Genomic DNA, 25491 nt, shown 5'->3' on the forward strand with positions numbered 1-25491 from the left:
GCAGCACCTGGCCTTGGCTGCCCCCTGGGGCTGCCAGGGCCAAGGCGCTGCAACAGGCCGCCCACCCGCCCTCAGCCAGCCCCGCCCGGCCCATGCCCACCTCGCCCCACTCACCCAAGACCGGCCTGGCCCGCCTGGGCCCGGCCCTGCGCAACTCCTGCCACGGCCTGGGCGCCGCCTGGCAGGAAGCGGCCTTTCGCCAGGAGCTGCTGCTGGCCGCAGTGCTCATCCCCCTGGCCTTCTGGGCCGGGCAAAGCTGGCTGGAGACCGCCGTGCTCATCGCCCTGCCCGTGCTGGTGCTGCTGGTCGAAATCCTCAACTCCGCCATCGAGGCCGTGGTCGACCGCATCGGCCCCGAATGGCATCTGCTATCGAAAAAAGCCAAAGACCTGGGCAGCGCCGCCGTGCTGCTGGCGCTGGCGCTGTGCCTGGGCATTTGGGCCTGGGCGCTTTGGGTCAAATGGGCTGCCTGCTGCACCGCCGGCGCCTGATGCCAGCCCCAAGACAGCGTCAAGGCTCCCTATAATCGCCTGAACATTTTTTACAAAAGCAAACACCTGCACGAACGGCGCCACAGAGCGCCTTGTTTGTGCCCGCGCCAGGCCCACTGGGCTGCGCAGCGCCTGTGTTTCAGGCAGGGGCTGGCGACTTGGCCACGCACGCCAGTTGCGGCATTCATTTTGGAGGGAACCGTGATGTTGAGTTGCATGCGCGCAAAGCGTTTGGCCATGCTGGCCTTGGCCGTCTCACTGGCTGCTTGTGGCGGCGGCGGCGATGGTCAATCCGACAACCGTCCTCCTGCGCCCAACCCAGCCCCTGGGCCACAGCCCGACCCAACGCCATCGCAGCCGCCAGCGCCTGCGCCGGTGCCCGCCCCACGGCCACCTGCACCTGCACCTGCACCTGCACCTGCACCTGCACCTGCTCCTGCTCCTGCTCCTGCTCCTGCTCCTGCTCCTGCTCCTGCTCCTGCTCCTGCTCCTGCTCCTGCTCCGCAGCCGCCATCACCGCCTGCGCCTGCGCCCAGTCCAGTTCCGTCTCCCGCACCCGCACCTGCGCCGCCATCGCCGCCGCCGGCTCCCGCGCCCACGCCTGCCCCTGCGGCAGAGCCCGTACCGCCGCCCACCGCCGGGGTTTGCGTGCCCATGCCTGCCTCTGCGCTGACGGTCAACGTCAAGGACAAAGGCGCCAAGGGCGATGGCCAGGCCGACGACACGGCGGCCATCCAGGCTGCGCTGGACGAAGCCGCCGGCAGCGGCGGGCGCGTCTGGATTCCGGCTGGCACCTACATGATCGACGCCACGGTCAACGCCTGCGGCGGCTGGGGCCAAGAGCGGTGCGGCCTGCAGATGCGCAGCGGCGTGACCGTGCACATGTCGCAGCAGGCCGTGCTCAAGGCCATGCCCAATGGCTCGCGGCACTACAACATCTTCCATTTCAACGATGTGGAAAACGCCCACGTGCTGGGCGGCCATCTGCAGGGCGAGCGCTACGCGCACCGCATCCCCGCCGACGGGCAGCTGGGCGAATGGGGCTCTGGCCTCGTGATGCGCGGCGCGCGCCATGCCGCCATCGAAAACGTCACGGCCCGTGAGTTCTGGGGCGATGGCTTTTACGTCGGCGGCGGCAGCCAGAACGTCAAGTTCTGCGCCGTGGTGGCCGACAAGAACCGCCGCCAGGGCATGTCCATCGTCGATGTCGACACCATCGTGGTGCAGGATTCGGTGTTCAAGAACACGCACGGCACCCCGCCCCAGGACGGCATCGACATCGAGCCATGGGGGCACGCGCAAGAGGCGCTTCGCGAGCACGTCAAGAACGTGACCATCCGCCGCTCGCAATTCATCAACAACGCCGGCCGCGGCATCGGCATGGTGACCACTTACCCCGGCCAGATCGAGAACGTCGTGCTGGAGGGCAACACCATCATCGACAACTCCATCGGCCTGGGCCTGGGCAATCGCAGCTGGAAAACCCGCATCACTGGCAACCGCATCATCAACAGCCAGTACCTCAACATCAGCCTGGAGCCGCTGGCGACCTTCATCACCGTCACGGACAACGCCATCACCGGGCGGCCCGGGGCATCGCTGGATCGCCTGATCGTCGACGAGCCCAACGCCGACGGCAGCCCCAAGCACAACACCATTGCCAACAATCGGCTCGATACTCTGGCCGCCGTGCCCCTGCTGCCGCCCGATGCGGCACCCGTGGTGGCCCCTGCGCCCATCCCGCCCGCGCCCGTGGCCAACCCCTCGCCCACGCCAGCGCCAACCGCTGGGCAATGCGCGCCCATGCCCGCTGCAGGCCAGGCCATCAACGTGCGCGACAAGGGCGCCAAGGGCGATGGCCGCAGCGACGACACCGCCGCCATCCAGGCCGCCATTGACCAGGCCGCCGGCACAAACGGCATGGTCTGGGTGCCCGAGGGCACTTACCTGATCGACCCGGCCAAGCGCCTGTTCATGCGCAGCCACATGACGCTGCGGCTTTCCGACCAGGCTGTGCTCAAAGCCAAGCCCGGCAGCGCCGGCTTCTACGACATCGTGCGCTTCCAGCAGGTGGACAACGCCCGCCTGGTCGGCGGCACGGTGCTGGGCGACCGCCACACGCGCCAAGGCGCTGAAGGCGCCTGGGGCACGGGCGTGATGGTGGCCGCATCGAGCCGCATCGTCATCGAGCAAGTCAAAGTCCAAGATGCCTGGGGCGATGGCCTGGCCGTGACCCAGGACAGCCGCGACGTGCGGCTGTGCAACGTGGTGGCCGAGGGCAACCGCCGCCGCGGCCTGGCCATCGCCTCGGCCCAGGACGTGTTGGTGCAGGGCGGGCGCTACCACAGCACGCACGGCGTGGCGCCCATGACCGGCATCGACATCCGGCCCGGCAAGGACGAAACCATCCACAACGTGCGCATCACCCAGGCGCACGTGGCCGGCAACCGCGGCTACGGCATTTATGCCGGCGTGCCCTACGAGGTCAGCGCCAGCAGCGCCCGCGTCAGCGGGGTGCAGATCGAAGGCAACACCTTCGAGCCCAACTATCTGCGCTCCGTCACGCTCGAGCGCATCAGCGGCAGCAGCATCCGCAACAACCGCCTCTGGCACACCGGCCTGTGGTTGACGGACACCACCTCGGGCAACACCGTAACGGGCAACTACATCCACAGCCACACCATCCTCGACCAGGGCACGGCCAACACCGTCAGTGGCAACACCCTTTTCACCCCCTGAGACCCCACCCGATGCAACCCCGCTTTTCCTTCTGCGTTTACTGCGGCTCGCGCAATGGCAGCAACCCGCGCATCATCGAAGCCGCCCAGGCCGTTGGCCGCTGGATCGGCGAGCAAGGCGGCCAGCTGGTCTACGGCGGCGGCAAATCGGGGCTGATGGGCCTGGTGGCCCAGGCCGCCAAGGAAGCGGGCGCGCGCGTGGTGGGCATCATCCCCACCGTGCTGGTGCACAAGGAAATGGCCAACGAAGCCTGCGACGAGCTGTTCGTCGTGGACACCATGCACCAGCGCAAGGCCATGATGGCCCAGCGCAGCGATGCCTTCGTCGCCCTGCCCGGCGGCATCGGCACCTTCGAGGAGCTGTTCGAGATCTGGACCTGGCGCCAGCTGGGCTACCACGACAAACCCATCGGCATCCTCGACGTGGACGGCTACTACAGCGCGCTGCAGCCCTTTTTGCAGCACTGCATCGCCAACGGGCTGCTCAGCGACTGGCAGATGACGCTGACCACCACCAGCAACAACACCCAGGCCCTGCTGCACGAGCTGCTGCGACAGCTGCAGCAAGGCCCGCAAGCCTCTGCGCCACTGAACGCCCAGGCGGGCAATGCCAGGGCCGCGGCAGGGCTGCTGGGCCGGTAAAATGCGCGCCGCGTTCTGCGCTCGGCGCCACTGCTCAGCGCCAGCGCGGACGCGGCTTTCTTTGTGGTTTGCAGGTGCCGCGCTGACTGGGTTCTTGGCAACCAGGGCAGCGGGTTCAACGGGAACAGGGTGCAAAGCCCTGACTGCCCCCGCAACGGTAAGCAAGGATGGGGGCGCCAGGCCGCCTGCTGCGCACACGCTGCGCCGGGCGGCAGCCACTGAAGTTGGGTGAAGTTCAGACCGCCGATGGTCTGGGCAGCCCTTTTGGGAAGGCGGCGCTCTTGGTCTTGCGAGTCCGGATACCGGCCTGCATTGTCAGGCAGTGCGCGCCCCGGCGTGCACCGCCGGTCACGGTGATCGTCTGCGGGGTGGCGGGCGACAGTGGCACGGCTGCACTGGGCGCGCCTGCGCCTGGCGGCTGCGGGCCTTGGCGCATGCGAATCAGCGCGATCACGGTGGCGGATTTCCTTGGCTGAGAAAACGCCCATGTCCCCAAAACACCTCCCCCTTTTGCCTCTCTTGCTGGCCCTGCCCGGCCTGCAGGCCCAGCCCAACGACACACAACCAGCCCAAACAAAACCCAAGGCCGAGGCCAGCACATTACCCGTTGTCGTCGTCACCGGCAGCCGCGCGCCCACGCCGCTGGCCGATGAGCCCCAGCGCATCGAGGTGGTCGATGCCGCCACCATCGAGGCCACGCCACAGCGCGAGCTGGTGGACGTGCTGAAGAAAAATGCCAGCGTCGATGTGATCCAGTACCCGGGCCAGCTCTCGGGCGTGGGCATTCGCGGCTTTGGGCCGCAGTTCAGCGGCTTGAACCAGCGCACGCTGCTGCTGGTCGATGGCCTGCCGGCCATGACCGACAACCTCAGCACGCTGGGCACTGGCGATCTGCAGCGCATCGAGGTGCTCAAAGGCCCGGCCTCGGCGCTGTACGGTTCACAGGCCATGGGCGGCGTGGTCAACCTGATCACGCGGCGCAGCACCGGCCCGCTTGAGGCCAGCCTCAGCGCCGGCCTGGGCCAGTTCAGCGCGCGTGAGCTTCAGGGCCGCGCCGGCGGCCGCATCAATGAGCGCCTGAGCTTCGACTACAGCGGCCAGTGGCAGGCCGAGGGCGACATGCGCATGGGCAATGGCCAAAAACGCCCGCATTCGGACTACAACATCCAAAAGCACGCACTGCGCCTGGGCCTGCAACTGGCGCCGCAATGGCAGCTGGACTGGCGCAGCAGCCTGTACCGCGGCAAGGACATTGCCTCGCCCGGCGACATCGCCTACGGTCTGCAAAACCAAGGCAGCAAGGATCTGGATCGCTGGGGTACGCGCCTGCAACTGCAGGGCCAGCTGGGCGCGCACGCCCTGAGCGCCAGCGCCTATACCGGCCGTCAGACGGCGGAGAATGCCACCGTCAGCTCGCGCTATGACCCGCCAGGCACCACCTACCCCTACCGCAGCTACGGCGGCACGCTGCGCTGGAGCGGCCTGCAGCTGCAAGACGCCTGGCAATGGGGCGCCGGCGCGCGGCTGGTGCTGGGTCTGGATGCCGACCGCGCCCAGTCCACCTCGCGCCGCTACGACAAGAGCGGCGCCCAGCTCGCGCCCTACTCGGCCAACAGCCGCCGCCAAAGCGCCGGCCTGTACGCCCAGCAAAGCTGGGAGTTCAACCAGGGCGCGACGGTGCTGAACCTGGGCGCGCGCCACGACCGCATCCGCGTGCAGACGCTGGCCACGCCGCTGCTCACCAGCTTCACGCCAGGCAAGGCGAACTTCGGCAAGGCCAGCCCCAGCGCTGGCGTGCAACAGCGCCTGGGCGGCGGCTTCACGGCCCATGCCAGCTACGGCGAAGGCTTTATGACGCCCGATGCCTTCCAGCTCACGGGCGAATCGCTCAGTGTCCGTGACGGCCGCCGCCTCATCACCCGCGGCAATGCCGCGCTGCGGCCCGAATCCAGCCGCAGCTGGGATCTGGGCCTGGGCTGGGAGAACCACGCCTGGCAGCTCGACGCCACCTATTTCGACACCCGCGTGCGCGACAAGATCGTCAGCGTCAAGGCCATCGACACGCCCGAGCAAAGCCTGAGCACCTTTGCCAATGCCCACCGCGCCCGCATGCAGGGCGTGGAGCTGATGGCGCGCTGGCGCTTCACGCCCGGCTGGTCGCTGGGCCTGTCGGGCACGCGCATGCTCAAGGCCCGCGATCAGGTCAAAGGTCAATGGGTCGATGCCAACAATGTGCCCCGGCAGACCTGGCGCCTGGCGCTCGAAGGCCAACACGGCCCTTGGAGCGGCCTCCTGGCGCTGCGCCATGTGGGCAGCCGCAAGGATCTGGACTGGGTCAACCCCGCCACCTACGGCCAGCAGCAAAGCTACGCGCCCTACAGCGTGGCCGACTTGAGCCTGCGCTACCAGTTCGCCGCGCAGCACGCGCTGCAACTGAGCGTGGACAACCTCACCGACAAGTTCTATTGGGAGAAATTCGGCTTCCCGCAGCCGGGCCGCCAGTTCAAGCTCCGCTACATCTGGGAGCTGTGATGAACGCCGCCAGCAGCCCCCCCGTCCCCAACGCACCGCAGCGCCGCACCGACCCCGATGGCAGCGTCAGCGAAGCCTGGCCCCTGCCCACCGACGAGGACACGCTGTGGATGCTGCTGCAGGACGTGTTCGGCCAGTGGTGGCAGCAGATCCACTTCGGCGTCTGCGAGCCCGGCGTCGTCTATGAAATCAAGGCCCCCAACGCGCCGCTGCGCGTGGGCCTGCTTGACGGCTACGCCACCATCGACTTCGGCGCCTGGCACTTTCACCTGTGCATTGGCGAGTTCAAGGGCGTAGCGCCCGAGCTGGCCCATGCGCGCCGCACCGGTCGCGCCGAGCTGTACCGCCTGCTCGACCGCGATGGCGCGCCGCGCAGCTGGGGCCTGCGCCTGTTCACCCACGCCGGGCACCAGCAGCTGACGGTATTCCTGCCCAACCCATTCCTGACCGACGAGCAGGCGCTGGCGGCTACGCCCGACTGGAGCCGTCTGGCGGCCTGGAACCAGCTGCGCAGCGACTACCTGAACCTGCCGCCCGACCCGGCCGACCAGAGCGGCAAAGGCTTTGTGTGCGGCGGCTGAATGTGCGACGGATGAAGCAAGCCCCTGTTGCGGCGCTGGCAATGCTGGCGGCGCTGGCAGGCTGCCAGAGGGCCGAGCAAGCTGGGCTGCCGCCTGCGGCCAGCCCACTGCCACAGGCCGTCAGCGAGCGCCCAGCCACCACTGCCACCGCCGAGGCAACACGCCCGCAGCGCATCGTCTCGCTCAACCTCTGCACCGACCAAATCCTGCTGCAACTGGTCGAGCGCTCGCGCATTGCCGCGCTCAGCCGCCTGGCCAGCGATCCGACCTCGTCCATGCTGGCCGAAGCCGCGCGCGGCATCCCCAGCGTGCGTGGCAGCGCCGAGGAAGTGCTGGCGCTGCAACCGGACTTGGTGCTGGTGGGCACGCACACCACGCTGCACACCACGCAGATGCTGCGCCGCTTCGGCATCCCGGTGCTGGCCGTGCCCGGCGCCGACGGTTTTGCCGATGCCCAGGCGCAAATCCTGCTCGTGGCGCGCAGCACCGGCGATGAAGCGCGCGGCCAGCAGCTGGTGCAGCGCATGCAGGCCGCACAGCAGGCCCTGGCCGCAAGCGTGGCCGCCGAAAACCCGAATGCCGTGCAACGCCCCGCCGCCGCTCTTTACGGCGCCAACGGCCACAGCGCCGGCGCCGGCACCATTTACGACGACATGCTCGGCCTGGCCGGCTGGCACAACGCCGCCGCCGAAGCCGGCGTGCCTGGCTATGGCCAATTGCCGCTGGAGCGCCTGGTCGCCCAGCGCCCCGAGCTGCTGCTCGTGCCACGCTGGGGCCACAACGCACTGGGCGCCCAGCGCCCGCTTCAGCACCCGGTGCTGGCAGAGCTGGGCGTGCAGCGCCTGGAGCTGCCCTCGCGCATGACCGTCTGCGGCGGGCCGTGGAACATCGCCGCCGCCGAGCGGCTGGCCCAGGCGCGCCGCGCTAACGCCAGCTCCCTGCCCCACCCCCACCCCATCACGCCATGAGCAACTTATTGCGTTGGCTGCTTGCCCCCGCCGCCCTGGCCCTGCTGGCGCTGCTGTCGCTGGCCGTGGGCTACATCGACACTCCTCTGCCGCGCCTGCTGCAAGGCGCCTGGCAGGGCGAACTCATCCCCACCCGCATCTTGCTGGACCTGCGCCTGCCGCGCACCCTGCTGTGCCTGGCCGTGGGCGCGGCGCTGGGCATGGCCGGCGCGGCGCTGCAAGGCCTGCTGCGCAACCCGCTGGCCGAGCCAGGGCTGCTGGGCGTCTCCAACGGCGCGGCGCTGGGCGCGGTGCTGGCGCTCTACACCGGCCTGAGCAGCGCCTTTGCGCTGGCCTTGCCGCTGGCGGGCATGGCCGGCACGGCCGCCGCCGTGGGCCTGGTGTTCTTTCTTGCCGGCCGCCAGGCCAGCACCACGCTGCTGATCCTCGCTGGCGTGGCAGTCTCGGCCATGGCCGGGGCGCTGATCGCGCTGGTCATGAACTGGACGAAAAACGTCTATGCCCTGCAGGAAATCGTCTTCTGGCTCATGGGCTCGCTGGCCGACCGCAGCCAGCGCGAAGTGGCCCTGGCCCTGCCCTTCATCGCGCTGGGTCTGGCGCTGCTGCTGCGCGCCAGGCGCGGCCTGCTGGCGCTGTCGCTGGGCGAGGAGACTGCCCACTCCCTGGGCATCAACGTGGCGCGGCTGCGCACCCTGGTGCTGCTGGGTACGGCCGCCAGCGTGGGCGCGGCCGTCTCCGTCTCAGGCAGCATCGGCTTCATTGGCCTGGTCGCGCCGCACCTGATGCGGCCGCTGGCGCGCGGCAACCCGGCGCAGCTGCTGCCACTGGCCGCCTGGGCCGGCGCAGCGCTGCTGCTGCTGGCCGACCTGGGCGTGCGCTGGCTTTACGTGGGCGGGCAGGAGCTGCGCCTGGGGGTGCTCACCGCCCTGGTCGGCGCACCCTTTTTCCTGCTGCTGATCCTGCGTCTGCACCGGGAGGGCCGCGCATGAACACCCCTGCACTGCAAGCCGTGCAGCTTCAGGCCCAGGCCGGCGCGCGCCGCCTGCTCGATGGCGCGCAGCTGCAGCTGGCCGCCGGGCAACTGCTGGGCATCGTCGGCCCCAACGGCGCCGGCAAGACCAGCCTGCTGCGCGCGCTGCTGGGCTGGCTGCCGCTGCGCGGCGGCCAGGTGCTGCTGCAAGGCCGCCCGCTGGCCGATTGGCCGCCAGCCGAGCGCGCGCGCCAAATGGCCTATCTGGCCCAGGGCGCGCAACTGCAATGGCCGCTGCCGGTGCGCGAAGTCGTGGCGCTGGGCCGTCTGCCGCATGGCGACGCCGCCCGGCCCAGCGGCCAGCAGGCCATTGACGCCGCCTTGCAGGCCACCGGCCTGCAAGCCCTGGCCGATCGCAACGCGCAAAGCCTCTCGGGCGGCGAGCGCGCCCGCGCGCTGCTGGCGCGCGCCCTGGCCGTGCAGGCCCCGGTGCTGCTGGCCGACGAGCCGCTGGCCGCACTCGATCCAGCCCAGCAACTGCACTGCATGGCTTTGCTGCGCGAGCAAGCCCGCCAGGGCCAGGCCGTGGCCGTGGTGCTGCACGACCTCAGCCTGGCCTCGCGCTTTTGCCACCAGCTGCTGCTGCTCGAAGGCGGCCGCACGCTGCGCCACGGCCCGCCGGCCCAAGTGCTGGACGACACAGCGTTGGCGCAAACCTTCGGCATCGCGGCGCTGCGCATCGCCCCCGGCGACGGCCAGCCGCCCTGCATCCTGCCCTGGCGCCCCCTGGAACGGCTTTGAAAGATCACGCCAGCCCCGCCCAGGTGCCCGACTAAAGCCGTGCGGATAACCCCATGAAGTTTGCTGGAATTCATAGAATCCGGCGCTTTTTCCCAAAGAGCCTTTGCAAGCGCTGCGGCGCTGGCCGATGGCTGTTTTGCAGGGGCTTGGGAAGGCCTACACGCATCGCTGCGCCTTGTGCATCTGCGGCATCTGCGCACTTCGCCGCCGGGTTCGTGCAGGCCTTGCCTTGCTGATTTTTTGCATTTCTTCCACCCATGGCACGCAACGGGCGCGCACGCGCTGCAAATTCAGAGATGGCCCCTGGCCTGCCGCACGGCCTGGCCCAGGCCAGAGGCTGGTGGCATGCCCTGCCCGCACTGGCCTCACTGCTGTGGGTCGGCCAGGCTTGGCAGATCGCCACAGCCATTGCCGCGCTGATGGCCTGGCAAAACGGCGGCGGCACAGCCGCCGGCCTGCCGCCACCCACGGCCACCATTGGGCAGGCTGCGGCCATCACCGTGGCCCTGGGCCTGCTGCGCGCTGCGCTGGAATACGCTGGCACGCAGCTGGCCTGGCGCCATGCCCGCCGCAGCCTGACGGCGCTGCGCCTGCAGCTGGGCCAGCGCCTGCGCCACAGCTCGCCGCTGGATGCGCGCCGCCCGCCTTCGGGCCAGATCACCAGCGCCTGGATGGAGCAGGCCGATGCCGTGCTGCCCTGGCTGGCGCGCTACCAGCTGGCGCAGTGGCGCGTGCTGCTCGTGCCGCCGGCACTGGCGCTGTGCGTGGGCTGGCATTCCTGGCTGTCGGCGCTCTTGCTGCTGCTGGCCGCGCCGCTGATCCCTTTGTTCATGGCCATCATCGGCTGGCGCGCCCAGGCCATCAGCGAGGCCCAGCTGCAAGCACTGGGGCATTTGCACGGCGATCTGCTGCAGCGCCTGCGCGCCCTGCCCAGCCTGCGCGCCTTGCACGCTGTGGAGGCCACGGCGCAGCGCATGAGCGCGCTGGGCCGCGACCTGGCGCAGCGCACCATGCGCGTGCTGCGCGTGGCCATGCTGTCCTCAGCCGTGCTGGAGCTGTTCTCTGCGCTGGGCGTGGCGCTGGTGGCCGTGTACGTGGGCTTTCACCTGCTGGGGCAGCTGCCTTTTGGCGCCTGGGGCGAGCGCCTGACGCTGCACGAAGGCCTGTTCGTGCTGATGCTGGCGCCGGCCTTTTTCGAGCCGCTGCGCGAGCTCTCGGCCGTCTGGCACGACCGCGCCAATGGCCGCGCCGCGTTGCAGCGCCTACAGACCCTGCTCGATGGACTGGCGCCGCTGGTGCCCAATGCCCAGACTGAGGACGAGGGCCAGAGCGAAGGCCAGCCCCCTGCCGCCAACACTGCCGAGCCCGCCGTCCCCGCAGGCGCTCCGGCCATCACGCTGCAGGCCGTGCAACCGGCGCTGCCGCTGGCCGAAGGCCAGGCCGCGCGCCCAGCCCTTGATCTGCACATCCCAGCCGGGGCGCATGTGGCCATCACGGGCCCCAGCGGCAGCGGCAAAAGCCTGCTGCTGGCCCTGGTGGCCGGGCTGGTGCAAGCTGCCAGCGGCCAAGTGCGCATCGGCGGCCAGCCCATGGATGCGGCCCACGCAGCAGCGCTGCGCCGCCGCATGGGCTGGATGGGCGCGCAGCCTTATTTGTTCGCCGGCTCGCTGCAGCGCAATCTGCGCCTGGGCCGCGCCGCACCAGCCACGCCCGATGACGAAGCCCGCGCACTGCAGCAAGTGGGCCTGGGGGCCTTTGTCCCACAACGCAACCAGGCCCTGCTGGGCGAAGGCGGCAGCGGCCTCTCCGGCGGCGAGGGCCTGCGCCTGGCGCTGGCCCGGCTCGTGGCCGCGCCCGAGGCCACGCTGCTGCTGCTCGACGAGCCCACCGCCCACCTGGACAGCGCCACCAGCGCCCAGGTACTGGCGCAGATTCTGAAGCTGGCGCAAGGCCGCACGCTGCTGCTGGCCACGCACGATCCGCAGGCCATCGCCGCCCTGCCCTGGGTGCTGGAGCTGAACGCCCAGGGCCAGGCCCACTGGCGTCGCCGCCCCGATGCACCAACGCAAGCGATGCGCGCCGCCGACAGGCCGATCGAGGAGGCTCTGCCGTGAGTGAGCGCCAACCCACCCATCTGCACCGCCACAGCCTGGCCCTGCTGTGGGCCGCGCTGTGGCAAGGCCACGGCCGGCGCATGGCCGCAGGCCTGCTGCTGGCCTGCGCCACAGCGTTGATGGGCGCCTTGCTGCTGGGCGTGTCGGGCTGGTTCATCACCGGCACGGCCCTGGCCGGGCTGAGCGCCGCCACGGCGCTGGCCTTCGACATCTTCGTGCCCAGCGCCAGCATCCGCTTTCTGGCCCTGGGGCGCACCGGTGCGCGCTATGCCGAGCGCCTGGTCGGCCATGCCGCCACGCTGGACGCGCTGGTGGCCTTGCGCGAGCGCCTGCTGCGCAGCTTTGCCCAGCCCCCGGCGCAAGCGCCGCAACTGGCAGCCGCGCAGCGCGCCTGGCGCCTGCAGCCCGCGCGCCTGCTGCTGCGCCTGACGCGCGACCTGGACGCCGCCGAGGCCCTGTACCTGCGCCTGGCCCTGCCCTGCGCCGCGGCCCTGGCCACCACGCTGGCCATCAGCCTGTGGCTGGCCTGGCAGCACCTGTGGCTGGGCCTGGCCTGCTGGCTGTGGTTCTGGGGCTGGGGCCTGGGCATCACGCTGTGGCTGGTGCGCAGCAGCAGCGCACTGGCGCTGGCCCAGTCGCGCCATGGCGAGCGCATGCGCCAGCAGGCGCTGGAGCTGGTGGGCGGCCAGGCCGAGCTGACCATGGCCGTGCAATTCGATGCCGCCAGCGAGCGCTGGCGCCAGCGCCAGGCCCAGCTGGCCGCGCTGGAGCTGCGCCTGCAACAGCGCGACGCCGCCGCCGCCGCGGCCTGGCAGGCGCTGCAGGCGCTGACGCTGGCCGCCGCCCTGGGCGTGGCCGCCTGGCTGGTGCTGGCGCGCGACATGCATGTGGCGCTGGCGGCCTTTTTCGTGCTGATGGCCATGGCCGGCATGGAGCCCTTTGCCGCGCTGCGCCGTGGCACGCTGGAGTGGGCCGCCTGCCTGTTGGCCGCGCGCCGCCTGCAGGCCCCGCTGGCGCGCAGCATGACGCCCGCCACCAACGCCACCAACGCCACCAACGCCACCAACGCCAACACCGCCCCCCCCAGCGCCACCCTGCCCGCGCCCGAGGCTGGCCTGGCCGCCCAGTTGCAGCACGTCTGGCTCGACAGTGGCCGCAGCGGCCTGGCGCGCCTGCAGGATTGCTCGCTGACGCTGGCCGAAGGCGAGGTGCTGGCCCTGGTGGGCGCCAGCGGCAGCGGCAAGTCCAGCCTGCTGGCGCTGCTGGCCGGCGAGCTGGCGGCCACGCGCGGCACAGTGCGCGCCCTGCCCAGCCTGGGCCTGCCGCAGCAAACGGCCTTGTTCAGCGACACGGTGCGCGCCAACCTGAATCTGCAACAGCGCGCGCTGGACGATGCGGCGCTGTGGGCCGCGCTGGAGCTCGTGGGCCTGAAGGACGCCATTGCCGCGCGCCCGGCCGGGCTGGACGAGCGCCTGGGCGAAGGCGGCCTGGGCCTGTCCAAAGGCCAGGGTCGGCGTCTGGCGCTGGCGCGGCTGCTGCTGGCCCAGATCCCACAGACCCCACTGTCTGGCACTGGCGCAGGCGGCGCTGGCGCAGCCGGTGCGCTATGGCTGCTCGACGAGCCCACCGACGGCCTGGACGCCGCCACCGCCCAGGCCCTGCTGCAGCGCCTGGCGCCAACATTGCGCGGCCGCAGCGTGGTGTTGGCCACGCACATGCGCCGCGAGGCCGCGCTGGCCGACCGCCTGCTGCTGCTGGAGCACGGCCGCATCACGGCCCAGGCCGTGCATGGCACGGCCGAGTTCGAGGCGCTGCTGGCGCGGCTGCGCGATGGCTGAGCCTTTTTTTGGCAACCCCGGTTTTTTCTCTCACCACTTTTCTTTTGCTCTTTGAACTACTGAAAGGTCTCCCCCATGGATCTCGACATAGTTGGTCTGTCACGGCTGCAATTTGCCCTGACGGCCATGTACCACTTCATCTTCGTGCCCCTGACGCTGGGGCTGTCCATCCTGCTGGCCATCATGGAGACGGTGTACGTCATGACGCGCCGGCCCATCTGGCGCCAGATGACCAAGTTCTGGGGCGTGCTCTTTGGCATCAACTTCGCCATGGGCGTGGCCACCGGCATCGTCATGGAGTTCCAGTTCGGCATGAACTGGAGCTACTACAGCCACTACGTGGGCGACATCTTCGGCGCGCCGCTGGCCATCGAGGCGCTGATGGCCTTCTTCCTGGAGGCCACGCTGGTGGGCATGTTCTTCTTCGGTTGGGAGCGCCTGTCCAAAGTCAAGCACCTGGTGGTGACCTGGGCCATGGCCATCGGCACCAACCTCTCGGCGCTGTGGATTTTGGTGGCCAACGGCTGGATGCAATTCCCCGTGGGCGCCAAGCTCAACCCGCACACCATGCGCATGGAGGTGGACAGCTTCTTTGACGTGGTGACCAACCCGGTGGCGCAGGCCAAGTTCGTGCACACCGTCTCGGCCGGCTACACCGTGGCGGCCGTGTTCGTGCTGGGCGTGGCCGCCTGGTTCGTGCTCAAGGGGCGGCACCTGGAGCTGGCCAAGCGCTCGATGACCGTGGCCGCCGCCTTTGGCCTGGCTGGCTCGCTGTCGGTGGTGGTGCTGGGCGATGAGAGCGGCTACCTCTCCTCCGAACACCAGAGCATGAAGCTGGCCGCCATCGAAGGCATGTGGGAGACCGAGCCCGCGCCCGCCTCCTTCACCGTGGTGGGCCTGCCCGACCAAGAGGCGCGCAAGACGCACTACGCCATCCACATCCCCTGGGTCATGGGCCTGATCGGCACGCGCAGCCTGGATACGCAAATCCCCGGCATCAAGGATTTGGTGGCCTCTGCGCAGCAACACATCCGCAGCGGCCTTGTTGCCTATGACGCGCTGGAGCAAATCCGCGCCCTCAACGGCAAGCAAGCGCCGCAGGCGCTGATGGAGCAGTTCGAGGCGCACAGCGACCGCCTGGGCTACGCCCTGCTGCTCAAGCGCTATGTGGACGATCCGCGCCAGGCCAGCGCCGCGCAAATCGAACAGGCCGCCTGGGACACCGTGCCGCAGGTCGCGCCGCTGTTCTGGACCTTCCGCATCATGGTCGGCCTGGGCTTTTTCTTCATCGCGCTGACGGCCACCTTCTTCGTGCTCTCGGCGCGCCGCCGCCTCGATGCGCACCCCTGGCTGCTCAAGCTGGCCGTGTGGGCCATCCCGCTGCCCTGGATTGCCGCCGAGTGCGGCTGGTTCGTGGCCGAGTTCGGCCGCCAGCCCTGGGCCATCGAAGGCGTGCTGCCGGTGGCCGTGGCCGTCTCCAACCTGGGCGCCAAGACTGTGCTGCTGACCATGCTGGGCTTTGTGGCCATCTACACCGTGCTGCTCATCATCGAGATGAAGCTGATGCTCGCTGCCATCCGCAAAGGCCCCGACGCGCGTGAGCTGCAAGCCCTGCCCGGCGACCTGCCGCTGCCCGCGCACCTGACCGCCAACCCATCCTTTACCCCCCGCGCCGCTGGAGAATCCGCATGATCTTGCATGAACTACTGAACTACGAAGTCCTTCGCGTCATCTGGTGGCTGGTGCTGGGCGTGGTCCTGGTCGGCTTTGCCGTCACCGACGGCTTCGACCTGGGCACCGGCACCCTGCTGCCCTTCGTGGCCAAGACCGACACCGAGCGGCGCGTGGTCATCAACACCGTCGGCCCTGTTTGGGAAGGCAACCAGGTCTGGCTGATCCTGGCCGGCGGCGCCATCTTCGCCGCCTGGCCGCAGCTGTATGCCGTGTCCTTCTCCGGCTTCTACCTGGCCATGTTCGCCATCCTGTTCGCGCTCATCCTGCGCCCCGTGGGTTTCAAGTTCCGCAGCAAGGTCGAGGACAGCCGCTGGCGCAACACCTGGGACTGGATGCTGTTCATCGGCGGCCTTGTGCCTTCGCTGGTGTTCGGCGTGGCCATGGGCAACGTGCTGCAGGGCGTGCCCTTCCGCATCGAGCCGGACATGCAAATCCACTACGAAGGCTCCTTCTGGGCGCTGTTCAACCCCTTCGCGCTGCTGGCTGGCGTGCTCTCCGTGCTCATGCTCACCTGCCACGGCGCCACCTGGCTGCAACTGAAGACCGAAGGCCCCGTACAACAGCGCGTGCGCCAATGGGGCATCGCCTGCGCCATCGGCAGCGCCGCACTGTTTGCGCTGCTGGGCCTGTACCTGGCCAAGGGCGTTGAGGGCTACCGCATCACCAGCGATGTGGTCGTCAACGGCCCATCCAACCCGCTGTACAAAACCGTCGTCGCCGATGGCGGCGCCTGGTTTGCCAACTACGCCGCCGCCCCCGTGCTGTGGCTGGTGCCGGCGCTGGGCATCCTCGGCTTCGTGCTGGCCGCGCTGATGCTGGCCGCACGGCGCGAAATCCTCGCCCTGCTGGCCAGCGGCGTGGGCATCGCCGGCATCATCCTCAGCGTGGGCGTATCCATGTTCCCCTTCATCCTGCCTTCCAGCTCCAATCTGGCCGCCAGCCTGACGGTGTGGGATTCGTCCTCCAGCCACATGACGCTGTTCATCATGCTGGTGGTCACCCTCATCTTCCTGCCCATCGTGCTGGCCTACACCAGCTGGGTGTACTCCGTCATGCGCGGCAAGGTGCGCAACGCAGACGTGGACAGTGAAAAAGGCCACGCCATTTATTAAGCACACCCCAAGGCCGGCCCCGCCGGGGCCGGCCTGTGAACGAATCAACCGTTTTGAAAGGAATCAACGATGTGGTACTTCGCCTGGATGCTGGGCCTGCCGCTGGCCGCCGCCCTGGCCGTGCTCAACGCCATGTGGTATGAGCTGATGGACGACGCCGCGCGCGAACGTCAAGCGCAGCGTTAAACCGTTGGGCATAGCCCAACAACAAACCGCCGCAACGGCCCAAGCCGTGCGGCGGTTTTTTTACAAAGGACGCCAGCCCCTCATCTACACCCCCCTGAACACATCAAATACTGCACTCTCCCTTGTCAAACATAAGGGAACAGTAAACGCGAAGCCGGACACCCTCCTTCGCAGGCGTGACGAGAACAGTCGGAACTTGCAGGAAATGTCTTCATGAGAATCAAAACCGCTTTAACAAAGACCGAAAAGCATCGAAGGGGCGAGACTCAAAAGTAGGCAGAGTGACGCTTCTGGGCCAATCAAATCGCCGATCTGCGCTCATAACAGTGAACTGCACTTGTCACCATCCACACTGCTGCCCCTGTCCATGCCCGCGGCTCCTACAATCCCGATCGACCGTACTTTGGACGGAACCAAGTCTTACAAGCAAATTTTTTGGATTCAAACGTGCCCCAATGAGCGCCCACTTCCAGCAACTCGCCAACTTCATCTGGTCGGTCGCCGACCTCTTGCGCGGCCCGTACCGCCCGCCGCAATACGAGCGCGTCATGCTGCCGCTGACCGTGCTGCGCCGTTTCGATGCCGTGCTTGCCCCCAGCAAGGAAGCCGTGCTCAAGCGTTACGGGCAGCTCAAGGCCAAGAAAATCCCCAATACCGATGCCATCCTCAACCAGATTGCCTCGGACGAGAACGGCAAGCCGCTGGGCTTTCACAACCACAGCCCCTTGGACTTTCAAAAGCTCAAGGGCGACCCGGATCACATCGCCCGCCACCTGGCCGACTACATCAACGGCTTTTCAGAAAACGTCCGCAAGATTTTTGAACACTTCGAATTCGACAAGGAAATCGAAAAACTCGAAGAATCCAACCGCCTTTATCAAGTCGTCTCCCAGTTCGCCAACATCGACCTACATCCCGCCCGCGTGGACAACATCACCATGGGCCTGGTGTTTGAAGACCTGATCCGCCGCTTCAACGAAGCCGCCAACGAAACCGCCGGCGACCACTTCACCCCGCGCGAAGTCATCCAGCTCATGGTCAACCTGCTGCTGGAGCCCGATACCCGCGTGCTCACCCAGGCCGGCGTCATCGTCACCATCTGCGATCCCGCCTGCGGCACCGGCGGCATGCTGGCCGAAGCGCAAAACTGGATTCGCGCCCACAACGAGCAAGCCACGGTCAAAGTCTTCGGGCAGGACTACAACGCGCGCGCCTACGCCGTGGCCGCCTCCGACCTGCTCATCAAAGGCCATCAGGATGGGCAAATCGCGCTGGGCAACACCCTCACCGGCGACCCCTTTCCAAAACACCGTTTCGACTACCTGCTCGCCAACCCGCCCTTTGGCGTGGACTGGAAAGCCGAAAAGAAAACCATCGACCGCTGGCCCGACTTTTTCGGCTACAGCGGCAAACTGCCGCGCATCAACGACGGCGCACTGCTGTTTCTGCTCTACATGATGAGCAAGTTTCAGGACCACAAACCCGGCGACCGCAACAAACCCGGCTCCCGCGCCGCCATCGTCTTCAACGGCTCGCCGCTGTTCACCGGCAGCGCCGGCAGCGGCGAAAGCGAAATCCGCCGCTGGATCATCGCGCGCGACCAGCTCGAAGCCATCATCGCCTTGCCCGAGCAGATGTTCTACAACACCGGCATCGGCACCTTTGTCTGGGTAGTCACCAACCGCAAGGCCGAACACCGCAAAGGCAAAATCCAGCTCATCGACGCCCGCGAACGCTACACCCCCATGAAGCGCAGCCTGGGCGACAAGCGCCGCTATCTGGATCAGGCCGCCATCGACCACATCAGCCGCGAACACGGCGCACTGGAAAACAGCCCCACCAGCCGCGTATTTGACAACCGCGACTTCGGCTACCGCCGCATCAGCGTACAGCGCCCATTGCGCCTGCGCTTTGAAATCACCCAAGACGCCCGCGAACGCTTTCTCAACACCTGCCCGGAACTGTTCGACGCCCTGCAAGCCGTGCAGGACGAACTGGGCAGCGAACCGCTGCTGGACTGGAATACCGTTTGGGAGCGCGTGCAACGCATCTTCAAAACCCTGCCCGCCCACATGGAAGGCTGGGCCAAAGGCGCCAAAGGCAGCGCCCAGAAAAAAATCTTCCGCGAATGCTTTACCACCGTGGACGGCCAGGCCGCCCCGGTGATCGCCAAACACCACAAAAGCGACCCGCTGGGCGGCAATCGGTTTTTCCCCGGCCAAAAGCTGCCTGAAAACTTCACCACCCAGGCTCTGTACGCCCTGCTGGGCCTCTACCCCGACGGCCAACGCGGCTTTATCGAATACGAACCCGACCCGGCGCTGAAAGACGCCGAAAACATCCCCCTCAAGGAAGACATCGTCAGCTACATGCAGCGCGAAGTCAGCCCCTACGTGCCCGACGCCTGGATAGACCGCGAAACCGTGGACGAGCAAGACGGCGGCATCGGCAAAGTGGGCTATGAAATCAACTTCAACCGCGTATTCTTCCAATACCAGCCCCCGCGCCCGCTGGCCGAAATCGATGCCGAACTGGCCGAAGTGGAAAAACGCATCATGGCGCTGCTGGGGGAGGTGGTGGAGTGACAGTCACCACGCCTTTCACAACACAACGGCTGAAATACGTAGCAACAATCAACGACGAAGCCCTTTCAGAATCAGCCGATCCTGAGTATGAAATCGCTTATATAGATATTGGCAATGTTGACTCACAAGGACAAATCCACGACATAGTGAACTATCGCTATGAAGATGCACCAAGCCGTGCCCGCCGTATTGTTCGGGATGGGGATGTCATTATTTCGACGGTTCGGACTTATCTTCAGGCCATTGCGCCAATTGAGAACCCACCAGAGAATTTGATTGTTTCAACAGGCTTTGCAGTAGTAAGGCCATCGAATTTGCTTGATCCGAAGTTTTGCAAGTACGCGCTTCGCGAAAGTCAATTTCTTTGGGAAGTTGAAACCCGCTCCACCGGGGTCAGCTATCCGGCAATCAATGCATCTGATTTGGGTGAGATCAAAATCAGCTTGCCGGATATACATTCACAACGGCGGATTGCCAACTACCTCGACCGCGAAACCGCCCGCATCGACCGCCTGATTGCCGAAAAAGAACGCATGCTGGCCTTGCTGGAAGAAAAGCGCAGCGCCCTGATCAGCCGCCTGGTCACCCGCGGCCTCAACCCCGACACCCCGCTCAAACCCTCCGGCCAGGAATGGCTGGGCGACATCCCCGCGCATTGGGAAATATGGAGACTAAAGTATATCGGACGAGTGGAGAGCGGTAGTGGATTTCCTCCAGATTATCAAGGAAATGAGAACTTCGAACTGCTATTCCTGAAGGTTTCTGATATGAACCTTCCAGGGAACGAGTACTGGATTTCGACATCCAATAATACCGTTTCCCGGGAAATGGCTCACCAGCTCTCAGCAACTGCGCTTCCATCAGGAGCTGTTGTTTACGCAAAAATTGGGGCTGCACTCCTGCTCAATAAGCGGCGAATACTGCAAAGAGAAGCATGCATTGACAACAACATGTCTGCATTTATTCCTAGTCTTGTCACTTCGGAGTGGGCGCACGCATGGCTTTCTATTCTCGATTTTGGTGAATTTGTGAACCCTGGTGCAATCCCTTCATTTACAGAAGGGCAGCAGAAAGAGCTTCCCATGGCAGTACCTCCAATTGAAGAGCAAACAGCAATCACACGATATATTGAAGGCGCTATTGAGCAGACCGGTACATTGGTAGCAGAAATTTCGCTTTCAATCGGACTATTACGAGAACGCCGCTCCGCACTGATCACCGCCGCCGTTACCGGCAAAATACCCCTTAAGGAGATGGACGCATGAAACTAGAATCCCTTTCCCTTAAGCACTGTGGCGGCTTTGAGCAGCTTAATATTTCTTTCGAGCCGGATGCAACGCTGATTGCTGGCGTTAACGGCGTAGGTAAGTCCACTCTACTCAAGGCTATTGGCGTCATTCTCAGCCGTGCACAACGACGAATGAATATTGCAGCGAGTCAGCCTTTATCCTTCAGTAAAGATGATATTTTTATCGGCAGTGATGACGTCCAGATAGTCGCTTCCATGGACTTTAATGGAAGAAAGATTTGCGCAGACTACTTGCAAAGTGCGAACGTAAAAGCGAGAAAAAAGTTTGACCTGTTAGGCGCAACTCCGGAGAAAGCGACAGCCGAATGCTTGGGAGTGTATTTTTCGCCCAAACGCCAATTACCCGGTCAGCCGCGTAACTTGCCCGAAGCCAAGCCCTTTGCCCCGTCCATTGCCTATGACCGCGCTCTGCATGATCGCGAGGTAGAGCTACGCGAGTTCATGCATTGGTTCCGTACCCAGGAGAAGCTGGGCGCGGACAATGAACCGCATCGCCTCAAGGTGCTGGATGCACTGCGAGCCGTGGTCAGCGACCTTATGCCTGAGTTCAGCAATCTGCGCATCCAAGAGCAACCGCGCCTTGGCTTTTTGGTAGACAAGCGTGGTCAGCCTTTTTACCTGCACCAGCTCTCCGATGGTGAACGAGGCCTGCTGGCTTTGGTGTTCGATCTTACCCGGCGCTTGGCCATTGCCAACCCGAACAGCGACGACCCGATTGCCGAAGGTACAGCGCTGGTTTTGATCGACGAAATCGAATTGCACTTGCATCCGAAGTGGCAGCGTGATGTGCTGCAGCGTTTGTGTGACACGTTTAAGGCTTGCCAGTTTGTGGTAACAACGCATTCCCCATTGGTATTGGGTGAAGTGGAAGCGCGTTGTATTCGTTTTCTTGCGATTCAGGAAGACGGCAAGATTGGCGTAACCACGCCTACAGAAGCTTTTGGTCTGGATGCCAACCGAATTTTGCAGGAGCACATGGGGGCGCGAATACGTAATCAAAAAATGGATGAAGAGCTAAAAAACCTTTTTCGATTGATTGACGACGAGAATTTTGATGAGGCTCGCAAGGCTATTAAGAAATTGGAGGATAGTCTCGGGGGAAATGAACCTGAATTGACTCGTGCCAGTTCGCTGATTCATTTTTTGGAAGGAGCGGATTAGTGCGAACTATTCAAAAAGGGAGCGAGCCTCGCAGCCTAACCCAACATAGAAAGCAGGCAGATGCAAGTTATGACAACTATGCCGATAAAGATGTTTTGCGGCAGGCTTTGGTGGCTGAACAGCGTGGCTTGTGTTGTTACTGTCAATCACGTATCCGTGCCACTTCTGATGGCATGAAAATAGAGCACTGGCAATGTCAATCCGATTATCCAGAAAGACAGCTTGACTTCAGTAACATGCATGGTGCATGCAAGGGTAATGAAGGGCAACCTATTAAAAACCAGCACTGCGATACCCGCAAAGGTAATAACGATCTTTGCTTTAGCGTATGCGATCCTGCGCAACCTATTGAGAACAGGATTAAATTTTTGGGGAATGGCATAATCATGGCAGATAATGCAAATATTGATCAGCAAATTAATGATGTGCTGAACCTTAATCAGGGGATATTGGTTGCAAATCGAAAAGCAGTGCTTGAAGCATTTCAGCAAAGGCTTCAACGCGGCAGCCGCATTAACCCAGTGCGTGAGCTACCGAATTGGGATGGCAGTCAGCCCGGAGAGTTGCCTGAGTTTGCACAAGTTGTTGTTTACTGGTTAAGAAAAAAACAAGCGAGGGCTACCTCATGAAACCCACCTCTGAAGCCGCTTTCGAATCTGCCATTGAGGCATCGCTGCTGGCCGGTGGTTATACGCAGCTTGCGGCCAGGGGTTTTGACCGTGAACGGGCGATTTTTCCGGAAGAGGCGCTGGCCTTTATCCGCGCGACGCAGGGCGCGACCTGGGACAAGCTAGCGGCTGTGCATGGCGAGCAAACCGGCGCGCGGGTGCTGGAGTCGCTGTGCAAATGGCTGGATACGCATGGCGCGTTGGCGACCTTGCGCCACGGTTTTAAATGCTATGGCCGCACCTTGCATATGGCCTATTTCCGCCCGGCGCATGGCTTGAATCCGGCGCTGGAGGCGCATTATCAGGCCAACCGCCTGGGGTTGACGCGGCAATTGCGCTTCAGCCCCAAGTCGGAACAGTCGCTGGATGTGGTGTTGTCGCTCAACGGTATTCCGGTGGTGACGCTGGAGCTGAAAAACCCCTTGAGCGGGCAGACGGTGGCCGATGCCATGCGCCAATACCGCCACGACCGCGATCCGCGCGAGCCGATTTTTGTGTTTTCCAAACGCGCGCTGGTGCATTTTGCGCTGGATACCGAAGAAGCGCATATGACCACCTGTCTGGCAGGCAGCGCCACGCGCTTTCTGCCGTTTAACCGTGGTTTTGACGGCGGCGCGGGCAACCCGCCCGACAGCGCCGGGCGCAATTACAAAACCGCCTATTTGTGGGAAGAGGTCTTGCAACGCGACAGCCTGCTGGATTTGCTGGCGCGTTTTTTGCATTTGCATGTCGAAGAAAAAACCGGCGACGATGGCAAAAAGCTGCGCAAGGAAAGCCTGATTTTCCCGCGTTATCACCAGTGGCAGGCGGTGCGGCAGATGGTGGCAGCGGCCGCCCGCGAAGGGGTGGGGCATAACTATTTGATTGAGCACTCGGCAGGCAGCGGCAAAAGCAACACCATCGCCTGGCTGGCGCACCGGCTCTCCAGCCTGCACAACGCCCGGGATGAGCGGGTGTTTGACAGCGTGGTGGTGATTACCGACCGCGTGGTGCTGGATCGCCAGTTGCAAAACACCATTTACCAGTTCGAGCACCGTCAGGGCGTGGTGCAGAAAATCGACGAGGATTCGCGCCAATTGGCCGAGGCGCTGGAAGCCGGCGTGCCCATCATCATCACCACGCTGCAAAAATTCCCGTTTGTGTCCGAGCAACTGGCGCGCCTTAATGAAGCGCGCGGCGAGGCGGGCAGCCACCTGCCCACGCGCAAATACGCGGTCATCGTGGATGAAGCCCACAGCTCGCAATCGGGCGAGACCGTGACGGAGCTCAAAGGCGTGCTGGGCGGCGCGGCGCTGCGCCAGCAGGCACAAATCATGGCCGAGGAAGAGGGCGAGGCCGAGCTGGAGCGGCTGTTTCGCAGCATGGCCCAGCGCGGCCGCCAGCCTAATATCAGCTTTTTTGCCTTTACCGCCACCCCCAAGCACAAAACGCTGGCGATATTCGGGCGCGGCGGCGAGCCCTTCCACCGCTACACCATGCGCCAGGCCATTGAAGAGGGCTTTATCGAAGACGTGCTCAAGCACTATGTCAGCTACAAGACCTATTACAAGCTGATCAAAAATGCCGAGGACGACCCCAATGTCGAGCGCAAAAAGGCGGCCAAGGCGCTGGCGCGTTTCCTGCGCCTGCATCCGCACAATATCGGCCAGAAAACCGAAGTGATGGTGGAGCATTTCCAGCAATTCACCCGCCACAAAATCGGCGGGCGCGCCAAGGCCATGGTGGTGACCGGCTCGCGGCTGGAAGCGGTGCGCTACAAGCAGGAGTTCGACCGCTATATCCGCGAAAAAGGCTATGCCATCAAAAGCCTGGTGGCGTTTTCCGGCGCGGTGGATGACGACAAAATCCCGCAAAAGCAATACACCGAAGTCGAAATGAACGGCGGGCTGAAGGAAAAAGACCTGCCCGACACCTTCGCCAAGCCGGATTTCCGCGTGCTGCTGGTGGCGGAAAAATACCAGACCGGTTTTGACCAGCCGCAGTTGCACACTCTGTATGTGGACAAGCGCCTGGCCGGGATTCAGGCGGTGCAGACGCTCTCGCGCCTCAACCGCACCCACCCGCTCAAGGAAGATACCTTCGTGCTGGATTTTGCCAACGACCCTGCCGATATTCAGGAAGCCTTCCGCCAGTATTACGAAGGCGCGGTGATGGGTGAGGCGGTTGACCCCGACCGGCTTTATGAAATCAAGGCCGAGCTGGATGCCTCGGGCATTTATCTGCAAACCGAAGTGGCCGAATTTGCGCGCGTGTTCTTCGCCCCCAAACGCCGCCAAAGCCCCGGCGACCATAGGGCCATGAATGCCCTGATTGACCTGGCTACGGCGCGTTTCCGGCAGTTGCAGGAAAGCGCAGAAGAAGAGGCCGAACTATGGCGCGGCAAACTGCAAGCCTTTCGCAACCTGTACAGCTTTTTGAGCCAGGTCATTCCCTATCAGGACAGCGACCTGGAAAAACTGTTCACCTACCTGCGGCATCTGGCGCTGAAACTGCCCAAGCGCACAAGCGGACCGGGCTACCAGTTTGATGAAGAAGTCGAACTCGATTACTACCGCCTGCAAAAAATCAGCGAAGGCTCAATCAGCCTGAACGAAGGCGATGCCAAACCGCTGGACGGCCCGCGCGAAGTAGGCTCGGGCATGGTGCGCGAAGAACAGGTACCGCTCTCGCGTTTGATCGACATCATCAACGAGCGCTTCGGCGGCGAACTCAATGAGGCCGACCAATTGTTTTTCGACCAGATTGCCGAGGCCGCCAGCCAGAACGAAACCCTGCAAAAAGCCGCCGAAGTCAACCCGCTGGACAAATTTCAGCTCGTTTTCCCCAGGTGTTGGAATCGCTCTTCATTGAGCGCATGGAGTTGAATGAAGAATTGTTCAGCGACTACATGAGCAAGCCGGACATGCAGGAGCTGGTTTCCAAGTGGCTGGGCGGCCAGGTTTATGAGCGGTTCTCTGGGATGAAGCGACCCGCTTCTTAGAGCAAGCAAGCTCTCCTTTTTGGAAGGCCCATCATCAAAAGATCAGGGACACTAAAAACGATAAATCCTGGTTTTCCCTTA

At 64.8% G+C, this 25491-nt stretch carries 19 protein-coding genes and 1 riboswitch; of the genes, 18 read left to right on the top strand and 1 reads right to left on the bottom strand.

Annotation, left to right across the window (positions count from 1 at the left end; translation table 11 throughout):
* Positions 1-92 precede the first annotated feature (92 nt).
* Entirely contained in the window at positions 93-491 is a 399-nt protein-coding gene (locus CK620_RS11745) for a diacylglycerol kinase (protein ID WP_095550446.1), read from the top strand.
* 184 nt (positions 492-675) lie between these two features.
* Here CK620_RS11745 and CK620_RS14125 read toward each other — a convergent pair whose 3' ends face one another.
* The gene (locus CK620_RS14125; RefSeq protein ID WP_179290645.1) at positions 676-1065 is read right to left on the bottom strand and encodes a hypothetical protein; all 390 of its coding nucleotides are present in this window, start codon (positions 1063-1065) and stop codon (positions 676-678) included.
* Between the two features lie 80 nt (positions 1066-1145).
* On the opposite strand from CK620_RS14125, the gene CK620_RS11755 reads away from it, so the two are divergent.
* The 17 genes from CK620_RS11755 (at position 1146) to CK620_RS11835 (ending at position 25294) form a co-directional block, all read left to right on the top strand.
* Positions 1146-3230: a glycosyl hydrolase family 28-related protein gene (locus tag CK620_RS11755; protein ID WP_095550447.1), complete on the top strand. Its 2085-nt coding sequence runs from the start codon at positions 1146-1148 to the stop codon at positions 3228-3230.
* 11 nt (positions 3231-3241) lie between these two features.
* Entirely contained in the window at positions 3242-3871 is a 630-nt protein-coding gene (locus CK620_RS11760; protein ID WP_095550448.1) for an LOG family protein, read from the top strand.
* Between the two features lie 56 nt (positions 3872-3927).
* Positions 3928-4196: riboswitch (cobalamin riboswitch) on the top strand.
* A 185-nt stretch (positions 4197-4381) separates the two neighbouring features.
* Positions 4382-6403, top strand: coding sequence for a TonB-dependent receptor plug domain-containing protein (locus CK620_RS11765; RefSeq protein ID WP_179290646.1), 2022 nt, complete (start codon positions 4382-4384; stop codon positions 6401-6403).
* Positions 6403-6984 (top strand): DUF7676 family protein, encoded by a 582-nt coding sequence (locus CK620_RS11770; RefSeq protein WP_238945023.1) that lies wholly within the window; start codon positions 6403-6405, stop codon positions 6982-6984. The genes CK620_RS11765 and CK620_RS11770 overlap by 1 nt, the downstream gene beginning before the upstream one ends.
* Positions 6985-6995: 11 nt before the next feature.
* Positions 6996-7952, top strand: coding sequence for an ABC transporter substrate-binding protein (locus CK620_RS11775; protein WP_095550450.1), 957 nt, complete (start codon positions 6996-6998; stop codon positions 7950-7952).
* On the top strand, positions 7949-8941 hold the full coding sequence (locus CK620_RS11780) for a FecCD family ABC transporter permease (RefSeq protein WP_095550451.1): 993 nt from the start codon (positions 7949-7951) through the stop codon (positions 8939-8941). Before CK620_RS11775 ends, CK620_RS11780 begins: the two co-directional genes overlap by 4 nt.
* Entirely contained in the window at positions 8938-9723 is a 786-nt protein-coding gene (locus tag CK620_RS11785; RefSeq protein WP_095550452.1) for an ABC transporter ATP-binding protein, read from the top strand. The genes CK620_RS11780 and CK620_RS11785 overlap by 4 nt, the downstream gene beginning before the upstream one ends.
* Before the next feature lie 296 nt (positions 9724-10019).
* Positions 10020-11837 (top strand): thiol reductant ABC exporter subunit CydD, encoded by a 1818-nt coding sequence (cydD, locus tag CK620_RS11790; protein WP_095550500.1) that lies wholly within the window; start codon positions 10020-10022, stop codon positions 11835-11837.
* Entirely contained in the window at positions 11834-13675 is a 1842-nt protein-coding gene (locus tag CK620_RS11795) for an ATP-binding cassette domain-containing protein (RefSeq protein ID WP_238946118.1), read from the top strand. The genes cydD and CK620_RS11795 overlap by 4 nt, the downstream gene beginning before the upstream one ends.
* A 75-nt stretch (positions 13676-13750) precedes the next feature.
* Positions 13751-15367, top strand: a complete 1617-nt coding sequence (locus CK620_RS11800) for a cytochrome ubiquinol oxidase subunit I (protein WP_095550453.1) — start codon at positions 13751-13753, stop codon at positions 15365-15367.
* Positions 15364-16521, top strand: a complete 1158-nt coding sequence (gene cydB, locus CK620_RS11805; protein ID WP_095550454.1) for a cytochrome d ubiquinol oxidase subunit II — start codon at positions 15364-15366, stop codon at positions 16519-16521. Before CK620_RS11800 ends, cydB begins: the two co-directional genes overlap by 4 nt.
* A 69-nt stretch (positions 16522-16590) precedes the next feature.
* Positions 16591-16707: a cytochrome bd-I oxidase subunit CydX gene (gene cydX, locus CK620_RS11810; RefSeq protein ID WP_095543705.1), complete on the top strand. Its 117-nt coding sequence runs from the start codon at positions 16591-16593 to the stop codon at positions 16705-16707.
* Between the two features lie 455 nt (positions 16708-17162).
* Positions 17163-19292, top strand: a complete 2130-nt coding sequence (locus tag CK620_RS11815) for a type I restriction-modification system subunit M (protein ID WP_095550455.1) — start codon at positions 17163-17165, stop codon at positions 19290-19292.
* A complete protein-coding gene (locus CK620_RS11820; protein WP_095550456.1) occupies positions 19289-20557 on the top strand; it encodes a restriction endonuclease subunit S in 1269 nt (422 codons plus the stop codon). Before CK620_RS11815 ends, CK620_RS11820 begins: the two co-directional genes overlap by 4 nt.
* Positions 20554-21762: an AAA family ATPase gene (locus CK620_RS11825; RefSeq protein ID WP_095550457.1), complete on the top strand. Its 1209-nt coding sequence runs from the start codon at positions 20554-20556 to the stop codon at positions 21760-21762. The genes CK620_RS11820 and CK620_RS11825 overlap by 4 nt, the downstream gene beginning before the upstream one ends.
* On the top strand, positions 21762-22391 hold the full coding sequence (locus CK620_RS11830) for a retron system putative HNH endonuclease (RefSeq protein ID WP_095550458.1): 630 nt from the start codon (positions 21762-21764) through the stop codon (positions 22389-22391). Before CK620_RS11825 ends, CK620_RS11830 begins: the two co-directional genes overlap by 1 nt.
* Positions 22388-25294: a type I restriction endonuclease subunit R gene (locus tag CK620_RS11835; RefSeq protein ID WP_238946119.1), complete on the top strand. Its 2907-nt coding sequence runs from the start codon at positions 22388-22390 to the stop codon at positions 25292-25294. The genes CK620_RS11830 and CK620_RS11835 overlap by 4 nt, the downstream gene beginning before the upstream one ends.
* Positions 25295-25491 lie beyond the last annotated feature (197 nt).

Source organism: Vandammella animalimorsus (genome assembly GCF_002285285.1).
Taxonomy (GTDB): domain Bacteria; phylum Pseudomonadota; class Gammaproteobacteria; order Burkholderiales; family Burkholderiaceae_C; genus Lampropedia; species Lampropedia animalimorsus.

Excerpts from the sequence above, each read along its gene's own strand:
- CK620_RS11745 (WP_095550446.1), top strand. The coding sequence starts at position 93 with ATGCCCACCTCGCCCCACTCACCCAAGACCGGCCTGGCCCGCCTGGGC.
- CK620_RS14125 (WP_179290645.1), bottom strand. The coding sequence starts at position 1,065 with ATGGCGGCGCAGGTGCGGGTGCGGGAGACGGAACTGGACTGGGCGCAG.
- CK620_RS11755 (WP_095550447.1), top strand. The coding sequence starts at position 1,146 with ATGCCTGCCTCTGCGCTGACGGTCAACGTCAAGGACAAAGGCGCCAAG.
- CK620_RS11760 (WP_095550448.1), top strand. The coding sequence starts at position 3,242 with ATGCAACCCCGCTTTTCCTTCTGCGTTTACTGCGGCTCGCGCAATGGC.
- CK620_RS11770 (WP_238945023.1), top strand. The coding sequence starts at position 6,403 with ATGAACGCCGCCAGCAGCCCCCCCGTCCCCAACGCACCGCAGCGCCGC.
- CK620_RS11775 (WP_095550450.1), top strand. The coding sequence starts at position 6,996 with ATGAAGCAAGCCCCTGTTGCGGCGCTGGCAATGCTGGCGGCGCTGGCA.
- CK620_RS11780 (WP_095550451.1), top strand. The coding sequence starts at position 7,949 with ATGAGCAACTTATTGCGTTGGCTGCTTGCCCCCGCCGCCCTGGCCCTG.
- CK620_RS11785 (WP_095550452.1), top strand. The coding sequence starts at position 8,938 with ATGAACACCCCTGCACTGCAAGCCGTGCAGCTTCAGGCCCAGGCCGGC.
- cydD (WP_095550500.1), top strand. The coding sequence starts at position 10,020 with ATGGCCCCTGGCCTGCCGCACGGCCTGGCCCAGGCCAGAGGCTGGTGG.
- CK620_RS11800 (WP_095550453.1), top strand. The coding sequence starts at position 13,751 with ATGGATCTCGACATAGTTGGTCTGTCACGGCTGCAATTTGCCCTGACG.
- cydB (WP_095550454.1), top strand. The coding sequence starts at position 15,364 with ATGATCTTGCATGAACTACTGAACTACGAAGTCCTTCGCGTCATCTGG.
- cydX (WP_095543705.1), top strand. The coding sequence starts at position 16,591 with ATGTGGTACTTCGCCTGGATGCTGGGCCTGCCGCTGGCCGCCGCCCTG.
- CK620_RS11815 (WP_095550455.1), top strand. The coding sequence starts at position 17,163 with ATGAGCGCCCACTTCCAGCAACTCGCCAACTTCATCTGGTCGGTCGCC.
- CK620_RS11825 (WP_095550457.1), top strand. The coding sequence starts at position 20,554 with ATGAAACTAGAATCCCTTTCCCTTAAGCACTGTGGCGGCTTTGAGCAG.
- CK620_RS11835 (WP_238946119.1), top strand. The coding sequence starts at position 22,388 with ATGAAACCCACCTCTGAAGCCGCTTTCGAATCTGCCATTGAGGCATCG.